19 protein-coding genes are annotated in these 12,962 nt (G+C 67.9%); 9 read left to right on the plus strand and 10 right to left on the minus strand.

Annotated features, from left to right (window positions below):
• Nucleotides 1–29 precede the first annotated feature (29 nt).
• The 3 genes from EDF48_RS03905 to EDF48_RS03915 form a co-directional block, all read right to left on the minus strand.
• Complete coding sequence (locus EDF48_RS03905) at nt 30–488, minus strand: SRPBCC family protein (protein WP_131878268.1); 459 nt, start codon at nt 486–488, stop codon at nt 30–32.
• A 74-nt stretch (nt 489–562) separates the two neighbouring features.
• Entirely contained in the window at nt 563–1,201 is a 639-nt protein-coding gene (locus EDF48_RS03910) for an exonuclease domain-containing protein (RefSeq protein ID WP_123294211.1), read from the minus strand.
• A gap of 64 nt (nt 1,202–1,265) precedes the next feature.
• Nucleotides 1,266–1,730, minus strand: coding sequence for a hypothetical protein (locus EDF48_RS03915; RefSeq protein ID WP_131878270.1), 465 nt, complete (start codon nt 1,728–1,730; stop codon nt 1,266–1,268).
• A gap of 134 nt (nt 1,731–1,864) precedes the next feature.
• Between EDF48_RS03915 and ychF the strand changes: the two genes are divergently transcribed.
• The gene (gene ychF / locus EDF48_RS03920; RefSeq protein ID WP_131878272.1) at nt 1,865–2,938 is read left to right on the plus strand and encodes a redox-regulated ATPase YchF; all 1,074 of its coding nucleotides are present in this window, start codon (nt 1,865–1,867) and stop codon (nt 2,936–2,938) included.
• A gap of 21 nt (nt 2,939–2,959) precedes the next feature.
• On the opposite strand, the gene EDF48_RS03925 is transcribed toward ychF, so the two are convergent.
• A complete protein-coding gene (locus EDF48_RS03925) occupies nt 2,960–3,343 on the minus strand; it encodes a tyrosine-type recombinase/integrase (protein ID WP_131878275.1) in 384 nt (127 codons plus the stop codon).
• Between the two features lie 387 nt (nt 3,344–3,730).
• Nucleotides 3,731–4,528 carry a GAF domain-containing protein gene (locus tag EDF48_RS03930; protein ID WP_131878277.1) on the minus strand — a complete coding sequence of 266 codons (798 nt, stop codon included), beginning with the start codon at nt 4,526–4,528 and terminating at the stop codon, nt 3,731–3,733.
• A gap of 254 nt (nt 4,529–4,782) precedes the next feature.
• Here EDF48_RS03930 and EDF48_RS03935 point away from each other — a divergent pair, with 254 nt between their 5' ends.
• From EDF48_RS03935 to EDF48_RS03945, 3 genes are all read left to right on the plus strand, one after another.
• Nucleotides 4,783–5,298: a hypothetical protein gene (locus EDF48_RS03935; protein WP_131878279.1), complete on the plus strand. Its 516-nt coding sequence runs from the start codon at nt 4,783–4,785 to the stop codon at nt 5,296–5,298.
• 123 nt (nt 5,299–5,421) lie between these two features.
• A complete protein-coding gene (locus EDF48_RS03940; protein ID WP_131878281.1) occupies nt 5,422–5,682 on the plus strand; it encodes a TM2 domain-containing protein in 261 nt (86 codons plus the stop codon).
• Between the two features lie 32 nt (nt 5,683–5,714).
• Nucleotides 5,715–6,146, plus strand: a complete 432-nt coding sequence (locus tag EDF48_RS03945; protein ID WP_131878283.1) for a hypothetical protein — start codon at nt 5,715–5,717, stop codon at nt 6,144–6,146.
• Here the strand turns inward: EDF48_RS03945 and EDF48_RS03950 are convergent.
• On the minus strand, nt 6,143–6,352 hold the full coding sequence (locus EDF48_RS03950; RefSeq protein WP_131878285.1) for a hypothetical protein: 210 nt from the start codon (nt 6,350–6,352) through the stop codon (nt 6,143–6,145). The genes EDF48_RS03945 and EDF48_RS03950 overlap by 4 nt on opposite strands.
• Nucleotides 6,349–6,582, minus strand: coding sequence for a helix-turn-helix transcriptional regulator (locus EDF48_RS03955; RefSeq protein WP_131878287.1), 234 nt, complete (start codon nt 6,580–6,582; stop codon nt 6,349–6,351). The genes EDF48_RS03950 and EDF48_RS03955 overlap by 4 nt, the downstream gene beginning before the upstream one ends.
• 232 nt (nt 6,583–6,814) lie before the next feature.
• Here EDF48_RS03955 and EDF48_RS03960 point away from each other — a divergent pair, with 232 nt between their 5' ends.
• Nucleotides 6,815–7,204, plus strand: a complete 390-nt coding sequence (locus EDF48_RS03960; RefSeq protein WP_131878289.1) for a DUF2510 domain-containing protein — start codon at nt 6,815–6,817, stop codon at nt 7,202–7,204.
• A gap of 30 nt (nt 7,205–7,234) precedes the next feature.
• Here the strand turns inward: EDF48_RS03960 and EDF48_RS03965 are convergent, their stop codons facing one another.
• Nucleotides 7,235–7,714 (minus strand): XRE family transcriptional regulator, encoded by a 480-nt coding sequence (locus EDF48_RS03965; RefSeq protein WP_243698026.1) that lies wholly within the window; start codon nt 7,712–7,714, stop codon nt 7,235–7,237.
• Nucleotides 7,715–7,801: 87 nt separating this feature from the next.
• Here EDF48_RS03965 and EDF48_RS03970 point away from each other — a divergent pair, with 87 nt between their 5' ends.
• Together EDF48_RS03970 and EDF48_RS03975 are read left to right on the plus strand one after the other, a co-directional pair.
• Nucleotides 7,802–8,266, plus strand: coding sequence for a phage tail protein (locus EDF48_RS03970; protein WP_123294134.1), 465 nt, complete (start codon nt 7,802–7,804; stop codon nt 8,264–8,266).
• Nucleotides 8,267–8,544: 278 nt separating this feature from the next.
• Complete coding sequence (locus tag EDF48_RS03975; protein WP_131878291.1) at nt 8,545–8,862, plus strand: hypothetical protein; 318 nt, start codon at nt 8,545–8,547, stop codon at nt 8,860–8,862.
• 78 nt (nt 8,863–8,940) lie between these two features.
• Here EDF48_RS03975 and EDF48_RS03980 read toward each other — a convergent pair whose 3' ends face one another.
• Together EDF48_RS03980 and EDF48_RS03985 are read right to left on the minus strand one after the other, a co-directional pair.
• Nucleotides 8,941–9,228 carry a hypothetical protein gene (locus EDF48_RS03980; RefSeq protein WP_131878292.1) on the minus strand — a complete coding sequence of 96 codons (288 nt, stop codon included), beginning with the start codon at nt 9,226–9,228 and terminating at the stop codon, nt 8,941–8,943.
• Between the two features lie 273 nt (nt 9,229–9,501).
• Nucleotides 9,502–10,113, minus strand: coding sequence for an HD domain-containing protein (locus EDF48_RS03985; protein ID WP_131878294.1), 612 nt, complete (start codon nt 10,111–10,113; stop codon nt 9,502–9,504).
• 137 nt (nt 10,114–10,250) lie between these two features.
• On the opposite strand from EDF48_RS03985, the gene EDF48_RS03990 reads away from it, so the two are divergent.
• Nucleotides 10,251–11,078 carry a hypothetical protein gene (locus tag EDF48_RS03990; RefSeq protein ID WP_131878296.1) on the plus strand — a complete coding sequence of 276 codons (828 nt, stop codon included), beginning with the start codon at nt 10,251–10,253 and terminating at the stop codon, nt 11,076–11,078.
• Nucleotides 11,075–12,919, plus strand: a complete 1,845-nt coding sequence (locus EDF48_RS03995) for an amidase family protein (RefSeq protein ID WP_131878298.1) — start codon at nt 11,075–11,077, stop codon at nt 12,917–12,919. The genes EDF48_RS03990 and EDF48_RS03995 overlap by 4 nt, the downstream gene beginning before the upstream one ends.
• Nucleotides 12,920–12,962: the final 43 nt, after the last annotated feature.

Here is a 12,962-nt window from a genome sequence, read left to right on the forward strand (position 1 = left end):
GTACCCTGCTCCCCGGTGTGCCACTCCCGTCAGTGCTCGACCGCGGCCTTCAGCTTGGCGAGGCCCTTCTCGAAGTCGCCGCCGAGGAACTTGTCCATGTTGACGAACACCCCCATCACGCGCGACATCAGGTTCTGCGGGCTCGTCATCGACCAGACGACCCGCGTGCCGTCGGTCGCTTCGTGCAACCGGAACGCCACCGCGCTCGACGACTTGAACGGTGCGGTGAACTGCAGGTCGACGTCGACCTCGGTGGCATCGACCCGTGTGATCGCCATGGACCCGGCGCCGGCCTTGCGGTTGCCCTTCCAGGCGTACGTCGAGCCGACCGTCCCCGGTTGGCCGATGTACGTCCGCTGCAGCGCGGGATCCTGCCCCTCCCACGGCGACCACTCGACCCAGCGGTGCAGGTCTGCCAGGTACGGGGTGATGTCCGCGGCGCGAGCCGTGATGACGGTCTCGCGTTCGATCGTGGTGGGCGCAGCCATGCGCTGAGCGTAGTGCTGCTGTCGAGGCCGCGACAGGGACCTTCGGCTCGGCCGGCTCGGCCAGCTCGGTCAGCTCAGTCGGCGAAGACCATCGGGCGGTTCGACAGCCGGGGCTGCGGCGTCGAGGCCTTGGGCTTCTCGGCTCGGGCCCGGACCGGGGCGATCGTCACACGGGTCGCTGCCCCCAGGGCCTCGACCGTGTCGGTGCCGTGGTGGCCGGCAGCGTGGATGACGATCGCGGCGCACGCCTCTGCATCGGCGGCGGCATCGTGGTGCTGGAAGCCCTCGAACCCGGCAGCCATCGCGGCGACCGGCAGTCGGTAGGAGTCGAGCGTGTAGGTCTTGCGGGCCACCGCGAGCGAGCACATCGAGTGGTGCTCGGCGAGGTCGATGCCCGTTGCCGAGCACCCACCGGCGATGACGCCCATGTCGAACCGGGCGTTGTGTGCGACCAGGACGTCACCCTCGGCGAAAGCCACGAGGTCGGGGTACTGCTGCTCCCACGTCTTCGCGCGGACGACGTCCTCGGCGACGATCCCGTGGATCCGGGTGTTCCACTCGAGGAACGCGTCGTGTCCGAACGGCGGGCGGATGAACCACGACGCCCGGTCGACGACCCGGCCCGCGCGGACCTTGACCAGTCCGACGGAGCACGCACTGGCGGGCGAGCTGTTCGCGGTCTCGAAGTCGATCGCGGTGAAGTTCAACGGCACGGTTCCGATCGTCGCACGGGGCGCCGACATCGCCGGAAGCCGCCTCGGCGTTGCGGCCGGACGCTCAGCGGCGGCGTGCCGACCGGGAACCGCTGCGCCGACGTCGCGCCGTTGCGCGCCAGGTCGCCGTCCGACGGGCTCGTTCGCGCTTCCAGTACGGCGCGAGCAGGGTCCCCACCATCTCGAACGCCACCGCGACGCCGTCCAGTCGCCAGCGCAGCGGCAGGCTCTCGACGTGTTCGGTGAGTCCGGCGGTCAGGTCGCCGGTGATGACCGGGAAGCCGGAGTCCCGGGGGAGGGGGATCCCGCGGAAGCGGTCCTCCTCGGCGTAGTCGATCGTGTCGTCCTCGGGGTCGTAGACGACCAGGACGTCCGCCTCGAGCTCGGCCATCGCGTCGTGCAGCTGCTCGAGCTCAGCGCGGGAGGCCTGCTCGAGGGCGGCGAGGGTCTCCGGTGCGAAGCGCTGCCGCAGCGCCGGTGCTCCCATGCCCACCGAGTGCACACCGCGCTCGTCGCGTTCGAACCACATCGACGTCCTCCTGTTCCGTCGCCCGGTCCGGACGACGGGGACCACGCTGCCACGACCGGCCCGCGCTGGTTCTGACGGACGGACTGGAGGCCCGGGTCGGCTCCGGCGGGCCGCCGCCGGTAGGCTCTTCTTCCGTGGCTCTCACCATCGGAATCGTCGGTCTCCCGAACGTCGGCAAGTCGACCCTGTTCAACGCCCTGACCAAGAACCAGGTCCTCGCCGCGAACTATCCGTTCGCGACGATCGAGCCGAACGTCGGGGTGGTGAACCTGCCCGACTCGCGGCTCGACCAGCTCGCCGAACTCTTCCACTCGGAGAAGACCGTGCCCGCGCCGGTGTCCTTCGTCGACATCGCCGGCATCGTCAAGGGTGCAAGCGAGGGTGAAGGGCTCGGCAACAAGTTCCTCGCCAACATCCGCGAGGCCGACGCCATCGCGCAGGTCGTCCGCGGCTTCACCGACGACGACGTCGTGCACGTCGCGAACAAGGTCTCCCCGAAGGACGACCTCGAGGTCATCAACACCGAGCTGATCCTCGCCGACATGGAGACGATCGACAAGGCGCTCCCGCGGTACGAGAAGACCGTGAAGCTGAAGCAGGCCGAGCCGATCGTGCTCGAGACCGCTCGCGAGGCCCGTGCCGCGCTCGAGCAGGGCACCCTGCTTTCGGCCACCAAAATCGAACTCGCGCCGATCGCCGAGCTCGGCCTGCTCAGCGCCAAGCCCTTCATCTTCGTGTTCAACGTCGACGAGGCGATCCTGACCGACGAGTCCCGCAAGGCCGAACTGGCCGCGCTCGTCGCCCCGGCGCAGGCCGTGTTCCTCGACGCCCAGGTCGAGTCAGAGCTCATCGACCTCGACCCGGCCGACGCCGCCGAACTGCTCGAGTCGACCGGCCAGACCGAATCCGGACTCGACCAGCTCGCACGGATCGGCTTCGACACCCTCGGGCTGCAGACCTACCTGACGGCCGGTCCGAAGGAAGCCCGCGCGTGGACGATCGGCAAGGGGTGGAAGGCACCCCAGGCTGCCGGCGTCATCCACACCGACTTCGAGAAGGGCTTCATCAAGGCCGAGGTCATCTCGTTCGGCGACCTGGTCGAGACCGGCTCCATCGCCGAGGCCCGCGCTGCAGGCAAGGCCCGCATCGAGGGAAAGGACTACGTCATGCAGGACGGCGACGTGGTGGAGTTCCGCTTCAACAACTAGCAGCCCCGGATCAACGGGGATCTAGCGGCTGTCGGTGCCTTCAGTCCGTAGTGAGTCCGCAGGCCCTCCGGTCACGGCTCTCATGAGGCCCGCAGTTGCGGACCGGGTGCGGTCCTCAGCGTTCGGCCACAGGTGGCTGTACGTGTTCAGCGTCACCAATGCGGACCGATGTTCGAGAGCACGCTGCACGGTCACGACGTCGCATCCCGCGGCGATGAGGTTCGATGCGTAGAAGTGTCGGAGGTCGCGGAGCTTGAACGGCTCGACCCCGGCCGCGGCGATCGTCTTGAGCCGTGGCGGTGACTTCCTCGAGGAAGTTGTGCCGGCCGAGGTCGAAGTGACCGTGGCTGTCGTCGCTGTACCAGACGTCAACGACGCGGAACCGCTTGTAACCCTGCTGAGCAACGATCATTCCGTCACCCTTCTGAACGGGCCAGTGGTAGTACTCGTCCTGCCAGGCGTACCTACCGTCGACCCAGTAGGTGTTGGTCCAGGGCTGCTGATCCTCAACGCGAATGCCGTCAGGGTAGCCCGAACACAAGACCCCCCTTGAGATGTATCAAGGGGGGTCTTGTGTCGTGGTCGAGGTCTAGTGGGAGAGCCGCGCGTGAAGGCGGCGCCTGCGTCGTCGGGCTGATTCCGTCCGGACGAGCTGCTCGGCCTGCTCTCGCAGTTCCTTCACGACCTCCGGATTGGATAGGTCAGGGCGCTTCTTCGAGGGGCGTGGTGCTTTCGTGTTCGCCATAGCGGTTCCTCCTCTGCGGTTGAGTGTAGCTCTACCTAGGGACATGTCTACGCCCGATCCTTTGGCGTGTGCAGTGCGAACGCGACACCAACGAGCGCAGCAAGTGATTCGACCAAGCTGCGGTCGGTTTCGTCGAGATCGCCTGGTGTCGGGGCGTCGACTGTGAGCATGCCTTTGGGTTTGCCATCAATCAAGATCGGCGCAGAGATGAACGTCTTGTAGCCCTTGCCGCTTCCCTGCCAACCGGGAAGCTTCCGGACGGCGAGGTCGTCGACGAACAGTGACGCTCCTCCTTCGATCCAGTCGAACACGGCGTCGCCACGGCCGCCGTCGCCTTCGATGAACGGCTTCGGCTTGCCACGACGGCCGTGGCTGTTTTCGACTGCCAGCTCCTGCGAACCGAGGATCGCATCCGTGAGGCGGTACACGACGACTCGCACGTCGGCCGTGAAGCTGATAACGAGCACCTGGCTGGCCCGGTCAAGGACTCGTTGGTAGTCGCGCTGCCGATGGGTCTGTGGCTTGCCGGCCATCTTCGCCAGGTCCTCAAGGCTCGGGAGGAATCCCTGCTCGAGAGCGATCTGGAACGAACCGCCCTCGGAGCTCAGGTTCTCGGTTGTCCTCCGCCTCGCGCGCTCGACGAACCCGGACAAGGTGATGCCGAGCGCTGTGGAGCCGACGCCCGTCCAGAACCATCCGCCCGAGTACTCGGCTGTGCCGGGCGTGCCCGAGACGACAAACGCGATGCCGCCGAACACGGTGGCGATACCGCTGAGCCAGGCGGGAACCCAAGCGAGTCTCTGCACGCACCATTCGATCGCCGAATAAATCGGGCGCGCAGGCACGCGGTCCCGATCATTAGTCACGATCGACGAGGTTACCTCAGCCGCGCGTTCCTAAGCGACGCTCGGACTGCGTACCATCACTACCGTCGCGGGGCGGCTCTGTAAGGCTGTGGGCCGAGCCCCGTATGCTGCTTCAGCAGGTCAGGCTGAGTGCTAGTCCAACAGACCACCGATCCCGTTGTCTCCGAGCCATGCGCTCATCGTCTCGGTCGCGTCCGACGTAGTGACGTCCGCACTGGCCATACGCTCGGCGCATGAACCCGATCAGCGACATCGCGATTCCGGTCGCGGCGATCCTCGTACCGACAGCGATCGCGATCTGGCTCGCTCGGTCGGAACGGAAGAGCGCCGAGCGGAGCCGGTACCTGGAACGCCGGACGACCGCAGCGGAACCGGTCATCCTCTCCCTCGCGCAGTTCATCTCCCTAGACCCGGTGCACGAACCGATACAGGCGCATCTCCGGGACTTGCGGGGTCGCATCGCGGTGTACCGAACCACGCTTGATACTAAAGACGCCCTGTCCGGGGACTGGCTTGCGCTGCAGCACGAGCGAGGGATGCTCCTCTGGTGGTCGGCGATGCAGGCCATGGACAGCAGCGGAGACCACTCAGAGGCGTTCGTCCTGGGAGCGTTCAGCGCTGGCCGTTCCTGGGCGAACACGACGATGCAGACCTTCTCCGGGTGGCTAGCAAGTCACATCGATGATGATGTCCTGAAGCTCCAAGGTGCTGACCTCTTGAAGCACGAGGACGGAATGTCGAAGGAGTAGGGGCTCGGCGCGTTCCCGATGCAGCCTCGCGTGCCCCTGTTGGGGGCGTGGAGCCGAGACGATGCAGCCTGTACGTTCCCGGAGGTGGGGATCGCTCACCAGTGAGCCGACCAGGAGAACGACATGACCAGCACTGCTCCCGCACCCCAGCAGACCTACTCGAACGCCCGCCCGCAGAAGCACATTGGTACCGCGTACAAGTGGATCTTCTTCTTCGGCATCGTCGGTGCGCACCGCTACTACATGGGCAAGATCGGCACCGGCATCCTCTACACGTTCACCGGAGGTCTCTTCGGCATCGGTGTTCTCGTCGACGTCTTCACCCTTGACGGCCAGGTGATCGACGTCAACGAGAAGAACTCGGTCACGCCGACGCTTCGCTGACCCCCGTCGGTGCCTCCGACTAGGTTCCGAGCATGAGCTACGCAGTGGAGCACGGCAACAACCGTGACGGCCAAGCAGACGGCCCCTATCGGACTGGCGTGTACAACACAGTTGCCGAAGCCAAGGCTGCCGGCGACCGGCTTGCGGCGAAGGACGGGCTCGCGAACATCGTGGTCCGTGACGAGGGCGACAAGGTGAGCATCTTCGCCGGCAACGTGGTCTCCGAGCTCTTCGACGGCGAGTGGCACGATCGCGGCGCCTTCGACGTTCAGAACTGGTGGCCGAAGCTCGATGAGCGCAGCCGCACATGGCTCCTCGAGCACGCTGAGGAGCGGATCCCGACTGAATTGCTCCATCGCGTCATCGCAGCAGGGGGCATCGTGCCCGGAACATCGTGGGAGGGGCAGGACTACGAGTTCCGCCTCCCCGAAGCCGCGGTTGCTTGGATCACGTCGCAGCGCTAGTGAGCTTGCGGGGGCTCATCCGGCAGGCTGCGGAGCCACCGATGGCCCTCTTCCCGCGTGATGATCGGCTTCATCTTCGCCGGGTACGAGGGGACCAACTCGCTGCGCTTGATCGCTTCCCGGATCGTCGTCTCTGACAGGTCGACGGCCTTCGCGAAGCTCGGGATCGAGTACGCGAGCTGCTCAACGGGCGGCTGCTCGTTCACGCCGGGCCTGAGGGCAAGAAGAACGAGAAGTCCCGCCCAGTGAGCTTCGCCACGCGATCGAGCTCATCCAACTTCAGCGGCCGCTCGCCACGGAGCTTGCGATACAGGCTGACGGACGAGCATCCGATGTGCGGAGCTGCTTCAACGACTGTGTAGCCGGCTTCGTCAAGCGCGACCTTCATTCGGACGGCGATGTACATCCGCATGGTCCTGTGCTTCTCCGGAATCATGAGACTCATGGTGCCTACGTCACCACGTCATTTCGGATCAGAACGTTCGGTGCATCCCCAGGTCCGCAAGAAGTCCGCGATACTGTCTCGATGGTGCTCCGGCCGACTCCACCGAGCACCAGTGAAATCCGCGTAGGAACAGGGATCGCGTCCTCGCACTCGAGTCCACTTCAGTGGGTGAGCAGTTCCGCTCCTACAACTGACCTCGCCGTGGGTGCGCCAGGATTAGCGCATGACGAACCCGCAGGCAGGTTGGTACGACGACGGTTCCGGCACCATGCGGTGGTGGGACGGTTCTGCGTGGACCGAGCAGGTGCAGCCGCCAGCATCCGCGGCGTCCGGCATCGGCGGAGTGATCGACCGTATCCAAGCGGAAGCTGCGGCTGGCGGACAGCCTCGGCCAGCGCAGAACGGCATGAGCTACGTCGTCCTGCAGGTGGTCCTGCGGGAGAAGTTCTTCGGGACGGGGTCCGGCAACCTCACCGAGCTGGAGAAGGCGATCAATGCGCAGGCTGCGCTCGGCTACCGGCTGCACACGATCACGACGGCCTCGTCGGGCAGCACGGGGTTCGGTGGCGGAGACCGACTGCAGGCGACCATGGTGTTCGAGCGGATCAACTGAGCACCTAGGACCGGCCGATGGCGCGCATGGTCAGAGCGGCACAGCTTCGTCGAGGATGTGTGCGAAGTGCTCGTCGTCTTCGAGGTCATCGGTGAGGACGTCGACCTTGAAACCGGTGAGGCGCTCGACCTCGTGGGCGAACCCGCCGAGGTCGAACAGCGACGCCGCGGGCGTGAGGCTGACCAGGAGGTCGATGTCGCTGGACTCGGTGTCGTGACCTCGGACAATCGATCCGAAGACGCGGACGTTCTCGATGTGGAAGCGCTTCGCCTCGTCGCGGATCGTGTCCGCGAAGACCGCGAGCGGAATGCTCGGTCGGGTGCGAGCAGCGGTGAGGATGCGCTGGAGAGACTCCGGGCGGGGTCGGCTCCGTCCGCTCTCGTATTCGGAAAGCTCCGGAAACTCCACTCCCGCGACTTCGGCGAGGTCGGCCCGCGAGAACCCGATGTCCTCGCGCGCAGCACGGATGAGTTCCGCGGCGCGGTCGATTCGCGTCGTCGCTTCCACCACGATCATCGACTGTAGGTGGATCGCGTCGGCTTCGGGAGGGAGTCGAGGGGCTAGATTCAGACCGTCCGAGCGCCCGAGGAGGCCCCCATGTCGTACGTCGTCGACTTCGTGAACGTGTCCACGGTGGGACTGGAGTCCTCGCCGGTCGCCGACGCACTCGCCGGGCTCCGGGCCAACGAGGCGCGGTACTTCGCGAACAAGTACGACCACGTGTTCACCACCCACGCCGCAGCTGACGTGCCGGACCTGGTCGCATACGTGCGGCGGGTGCTCGAGGAAGAACGCGGGCTGGTCATCGCGTCGCCACCGCTCGAAGCCACGGAAGCGCTCGTCGACGGCGTGCGCTGGACGTACGTGTTCTACGAGTCCGGCCTGGCGATCAACGTGCTCTACACGCTCGAACCGGGTGGCAAGCGTGCGGTCGGCTTCAAGCTCTCCGACGGCATGGACGTGCCCGAGGAACTCGCCGACAAGTTCAAGTTCGCGCGTCAGAAGTCGAAGCTCGCCGGCACGATCCGTGGCTCGTTCTTCGTCGTGAAGGGCGAGTACTGACGTCGCGAAGCAGCCGTGCATGCAAAAGGTTTGGTACGGCAGGCCACGCTGATCGACCCTGGTCACCACGAACCGGTGATGAAGGGCAGGGCATGGGCTATGACGGCGACTCTGGTGAAGACTGCGGTGATGCACGGCCTGTACGTCGGGTTCACGGGGGACAGCTCCCGAGCGCGGGCGATGCGGGAGCTGTTGAACGAGAAGCGGGCGTCAGCGGCACAGCGGGCGGCAGCCGAGGAGAGGCGGACGCCAACGTCCTCAACATCGCTGCAACGGAGATGTTCAGTGGACCGGTAGCGTCTCCACACGTCCTGGCCGAGTACGAGCGGCTCGTTCCGGGAGCGGCCGAGCGGATGATCGGCTGCCACCTCCGCTCCGAAGCGGTCGCTGCTGACGCCGTCGAGCGTCTGAGCAGAGCGGAGGCAGTCGCCGTCCTGACGGGTGCCATCGGCGCGCAGGTGCTCACCGTCGGAGCGCTCATCGCGGGGGCGATCCTCATCTCGGCCGGTCACACGGTCGGGGCTTTCGCTGCGATCGTGCCGGGAGTACTCGGGGCGGCGTCACAGGTCGTGGCTGCGGCCCGTCGAGGTGCGTGACCGTCGCACGGACGGCCCCGCGGACGACGAAGCGCCGCCGGGGAGCCCGGCGGCGCTTCGTGTTCGTACTGGTGGAGCCTAGGCCGCGAGGGCCATGTCGCCCGCCTGCACGGACTGTGCCTGCAGCAGGGTTCGGCTGGCCTCGCCGGCCCAGGAGCGGCCCGGGACGGTCCAGCCGGCCTCGCCGACGGCGTCCAGACGGGTGCCGCGGGTGACGAAGGTCTGCAGGTCGTCGGCCGCGATGCGGACGAGGTACTCGCGCTGCGAGCGGTCGTCACGCACGGGGAACTCGGCGATGCGGTCGGGGGTGATCGTCGGGGCCGCGAGTGCGGTCCCGAACACGGTGATTCGTTCGTTGCTGGTCATGGTGCTGTACTTCCTGGTCATTCGGCGCCAGGGCGACTCGGTGTCGGCGGACGTCTCAGTCCGGCGCGACGCATCGAGTGCGGGGCGCGCACGTCGAGTTTCAACGTGCTGCTGATCCGTTCGGATCAAGCGGTGGTCTCGGTTGGAATGCGACTCGGGTGAGTCGGTCTCGAGACGTTGGTGTGCGCGAGTCAGATGGGTTCGCTGCAGTGCACCAACCAAGAAATATACGCACCCGAAGCGCAGAAGTCCAGCGCAGACCAGGAAGACGGTTCAGGACGCCAGGAACGCGTCCCATCGCGAGCCACCCGCAGCCACGTTGCCGGAGCCGTCGAGCCGAGCAGCGGCCGAGGACGGCTTGCGCGAAGCCTGCGCGTGGATCAGTTCGTCGAACGAGCCGGAGAACCCGAGGCGGGGCAGTGCTGTGGCGACGGCGTGCAGGTCGTCGGTGGACCACCGCGAGAACCCGGCACCGGAGACGTCGAGCGAGGTGGCGACCTCGAGCAGGTGCCCCTCCACGTCGACCGCGGGGTCGACGGAGGTCCACATGTGCCGCTCGATGACCTCGCCGACGCGTCGAGCGCGCGCTGCGTCCCACCCGGCGCCGAGGGCGAAGACGGAGCCGACGGCACCGCCGGCGTCTTCGAACGGCACGGCGTGGGCATCGAACGACGGTGTGACGCCGAGGTCGTGCAGCATCGTCGCGACGAACAGCAGCTCGGGGTCGGGGTCGAGGTCGACGGTCGGGGCGAGCAGGACCGCCCACGCCCACGAGCGCAGGCAGTGGTTCACCAGGGCGGGGGAGGACCAGGTGCGGACGACGTCCAACGCCCGTGCGGCGACGGGGGAGGGCGGGGTGAGCAGAGCTTCGACGTCGAGCGACATGGCACGACAGTAGCGGTGCGACGGAGCCGTAACGACGCGGAAACGTGCCGGGCCCGAGCCGGAAACAGCGCACCGTTAGCTTTCGGATCACTGAGTACCCGCTCAGCACCCGACCTCCTCCCGAAGGACCTGCACCCATGCAGCACCGCCTCCGGCTGCGCCCCCGCGCGACGATCGTGTCCTCGACACTCGTCGCCGCCGGGGCGATCGGCCTCGCCGCCCTGACCGCCTCGCCGGCCCAGGCAGCACCGACCGCGACGACCGCGACCATCGACGCCCCCACCACCGCGACCGTCGGCACCGCCTTCGACGTCGACCTGACGATCCCGGCGACGACCGACGTCTACGCCTACGAGATCACCCTCGACGCCGACGCGGACTCCGTGTCGTACGTGGAGGACAGCGTCACCGGTCCCGACGGCGGCTTCGACAGCGTCGAGCAGGACGGCGACGCCCTGACGATCGTGCACACCCGCCTCGGGACGTCCCCGGCGTTCGACGGCGATCTCGCTGCCTCGATCGGCCTGACGCCGACCGCACCGGGCAGCGTCGACCTGGCGGTCACGAGCATCACGCTCGTCGGCTCCGACGGCACCTCGACGACGCTCACCGACCCGGCGAGCACCTCGATCTCGATCGCTGCAGCGGCGACGGCCACCCCGACGCCCACCCCGACGGCCACACCCACCCCGGGCGCCACCGCCACGGCCGACCCGGGCGCTGGCACGGGCGACCCCGACCCGACGACCACCGCTGGCCCGACCGACCCCTCCGACCCGACCAGCGGCGCCACCGCCGTGGCCGCAGCGGGTGGTGACCGTCCGACCGGCGGCGAACTCGCCTGGACCGGCGCCGACGTCGCCCCGTGGATCGCCGCGTCGCTGGCCCTCCTCGCCGCCGGCGGAACCCTGATCACCCTGCGTGCGCGCCGCGCCCGCCGCGAGCGCACCGGAGCAGCCGAATGACCGCCACCAGCCGGAAGCGCTCGGCCGTCGCCGGCGCCTCGCTCATCGCCCTCGTCGGCACCGTCCTCGCCGCGACCCCCGCGATCACGGCCGCAGCAGCACCGGCAGCCGTGGACGCCAGCCCCGCTGCGATGCTCGCGCCGTACTACACGGACCTCGACCTGACCGGCGACGACCAGGTCACGAAGGCCGACCTCGCGGTGCTCACCGAGCACCTCGGGGCCACGAGCGCCAGCGGTGACTGGGCGACGGTCAGCGCCGCGGACACCGACGCCGACGGCACGATCACCGTCGCGGACCTCGCGGCGCTGTCCCAGCGGATGATCTACGACGACGGCCCGTTCACGCTCGTCGAGGCGTCCACCATCGACATGCAGGCCGCGATGAACGCCGGGGTGACCACCTCGGTCGCCATCACGCAGGACTACCTCGACCGCATCGCCGCGTACGACCGCACCACGGTCGACTCCGCGTCGACCGGCCGCGCGCTCAACTCGATCGTCACGACGAACGCCGAGGCCCTCGCCGCGGCGAAGACGGCGGACACCGAGCGTGCCGAGCACGGCATGACGAGCATGCTGCTCGGCGTGCCGATCGCGGTGAAGGACAACTACGACACCAAGGACATGCCGACCACGGGCGGCTGCGGCTGCTGGGACGACAACCAGACCGACACCGACGCCACGATGGTCGCCGGGCTGCGCGGTGCCGGTGCGGTGATCCTCGCCAAGGCCAGCCTCGACGAGTTCGCCTACGGCTTCGTCTCGGAGTTCTCCTCGAACCAGCCCGCCGGCTCGTCGCTCCTGGTCGCCAGCCCGTACAACACGGCGCAGACCGCCGGTGGCTCCAGCGGTGGTACCGGTGCGGCGATCGCGGCGAACCTCGCCGGCATCGGGTTCGGCACCGACACCGGTGGCTCGATCCGCATCCCGTCGACGTACAACCAGCTCGTCGGCATCCGCCCGACGGTCGGTCTGGCCAGCCGCGACGGCATCATCCCGCTCGCACTGTCGCAGGACACCGGCGGGCCCATCGCCCGGTCGGTGACCGACGCAGCCGTCGCGCTCGACGCCGTGACCGGCGTGGACGCGGCCGACCCCGTCACGAGCGCGCAGTCCGGCAAGGTGCCGACCTCGTACACGTCGTCACTCGACGCGGACTCGCTCGAGGGTGCTCGCATCGGCTACGTCACGAGCATGGTCGGCACGAACGCCACGGCCAAGCGGCTGTTCGACGCGTCCGTCGCGAAGCTCGAGGCCGCCGGCGCGACCGTCGTCCCGATCACCGCGACGACGGCGTTCAACCGGGTCCTGTCCGAGGGCAGCGGCAGCACGAACGAGTTCAAGCACGACCTGGACGAGTACGTCGCGAAGCACCTCGACCCCGACGTGACCGCCCGGTCGTTGCAGGGCATCCTGGCCTCGGGCGAGTACGTGCCGAGCCGCAAGTCGACCTACGAGTCCCGCGACCTGATCACCGACGCGCAGTACCAGGCGTGGGCCGGGCCGACGGGGTCGCACACGACGCAGCTCGCCACCGGCAAGCAGCTCGTCACGCAGATGCTCGACGACCAGGACCTCGATTCGCTCATCTACCCGTCGGGCACGCCCTACGGTACGCAGTCGACGAACATGCGTCTGAGCCCGAACACCGGCATGCCGGCGATCACCGTCCCGATGGGGCAGGCGACCGCGGCCGACGGCACGATCACCGGCGCCGGCGTGAACCTCGAGTTCCTCGGCCGCTCGTTCGACGAGAGCACGCTGATCGGCCTCGGCTACGCCTTCGAGCAGGAGACGAAGGCGCGCACCACGCCCGCGCTGTACCCGGCGCTCGGCTGAGCTGAGCGGGTCGCGATCGCGACCGCAGGACGGACGGGAGACC

Source organism: Curtobacterium sp. PhB191 (assembly GCF_004346515.1).
Lineage (GTDB): Bacteria > Actinomycetota > Actinomycetes > Actinomycetales > Microbacteriaceae > Curtobacterium.

Bases quoted from the DNA above. Each gene is read 5' to 3' on its own strand.
- EDF48_RS03905 (WP_131878268.1), bottom strand. From the start codon at position 488: ATGGCTGCGCCCACCACGATCGAACGCGAGACCGTCATCACGGCTCGC.
- EDF48_RS03915 (WP_131878270.1), bottom strand. From the start codon at position 1,730: ATGTGGTTCGAACGCGACGAGCGCGGTGTGCACTCGGTGGGCATGGGA.
- EDF48_RS03935 (WP_131878279.1), top strand. From the start codon at position 4,783: ATGAACCCGATCAGCGACATCGCGATTCCGGTCGCGGCGATCCTCGTA.
- EDF48_RS03940 (WP_131878281.1), top strand. From the start codon at position 5,422: ATGACCAGCACTGCTCCCGCACCCCAGCAGACCTACTCGAACGCCCGC.
- EDF48_RS03945 (WP_131878283.1), top strand. From the start codon at position 5,715: ATGAGCTACGCAGTGGAGCACGGCAACAACCGTGACGGCCAAGCAGAC.
- EDF48_RS03955 (WP_131878287.1), bottom strand. From the start codon at position 6,582: ATGATTCCGGAGAAGCACAGGACCATGCGGATGTACATCGCCGTCCGA.
- EDF48_RS03960 (WP_131878289.1), top strand. From the start codon at position 6,815: ATGACGAACCCGCAGGCAGGTTGGTACGACGACGGTTCCGGCACCATG.
- EDF48_RS03970 (WP_123294134.1), top strand. From the start codon at position 7,802: ATGTCGTACGTCGTCGACTTCGTGAACGTGTCCACGGTGGGACTGGAG.
- EDF48_RS03975 (WP_131878291.1), top strand. From the start codon at position 8,545: ATGTTCAGTGGACCGGTAGCGTCTCCACACGTCCTGGCCGAGTACGAG.
- EDF48_RS03980 (WP_131878292.1), bottom strand. From the start codon at position 9,228: ATGACCAGCAACGAACGAATCACCGTGTTCGGGACCGCACTCGCGGCC.
- EDF48_RS03985 (WP_131878294.1), bottom strand. From the start codon at position 10,113: ATGTCGCTCGACGTCGAAGCTCTGCTCACCCCGCCCTCCCCCGTCGCC.
- EDF48_RS03990 (WP_131878296.1), top strand. From the start codon at position 10,251: ATGCAGCACCGCCTCCGGCTGCGCCCCCGCGCGACGATCGTGTCCTCG.
- EDF48_RS03995 (WP_131878298.1), top strand. From the start codon at position 11,075: ATGACCGCCACCAGCCGGAAGCGCTCGGCCGTCGCCGGCGCCTCGCTC.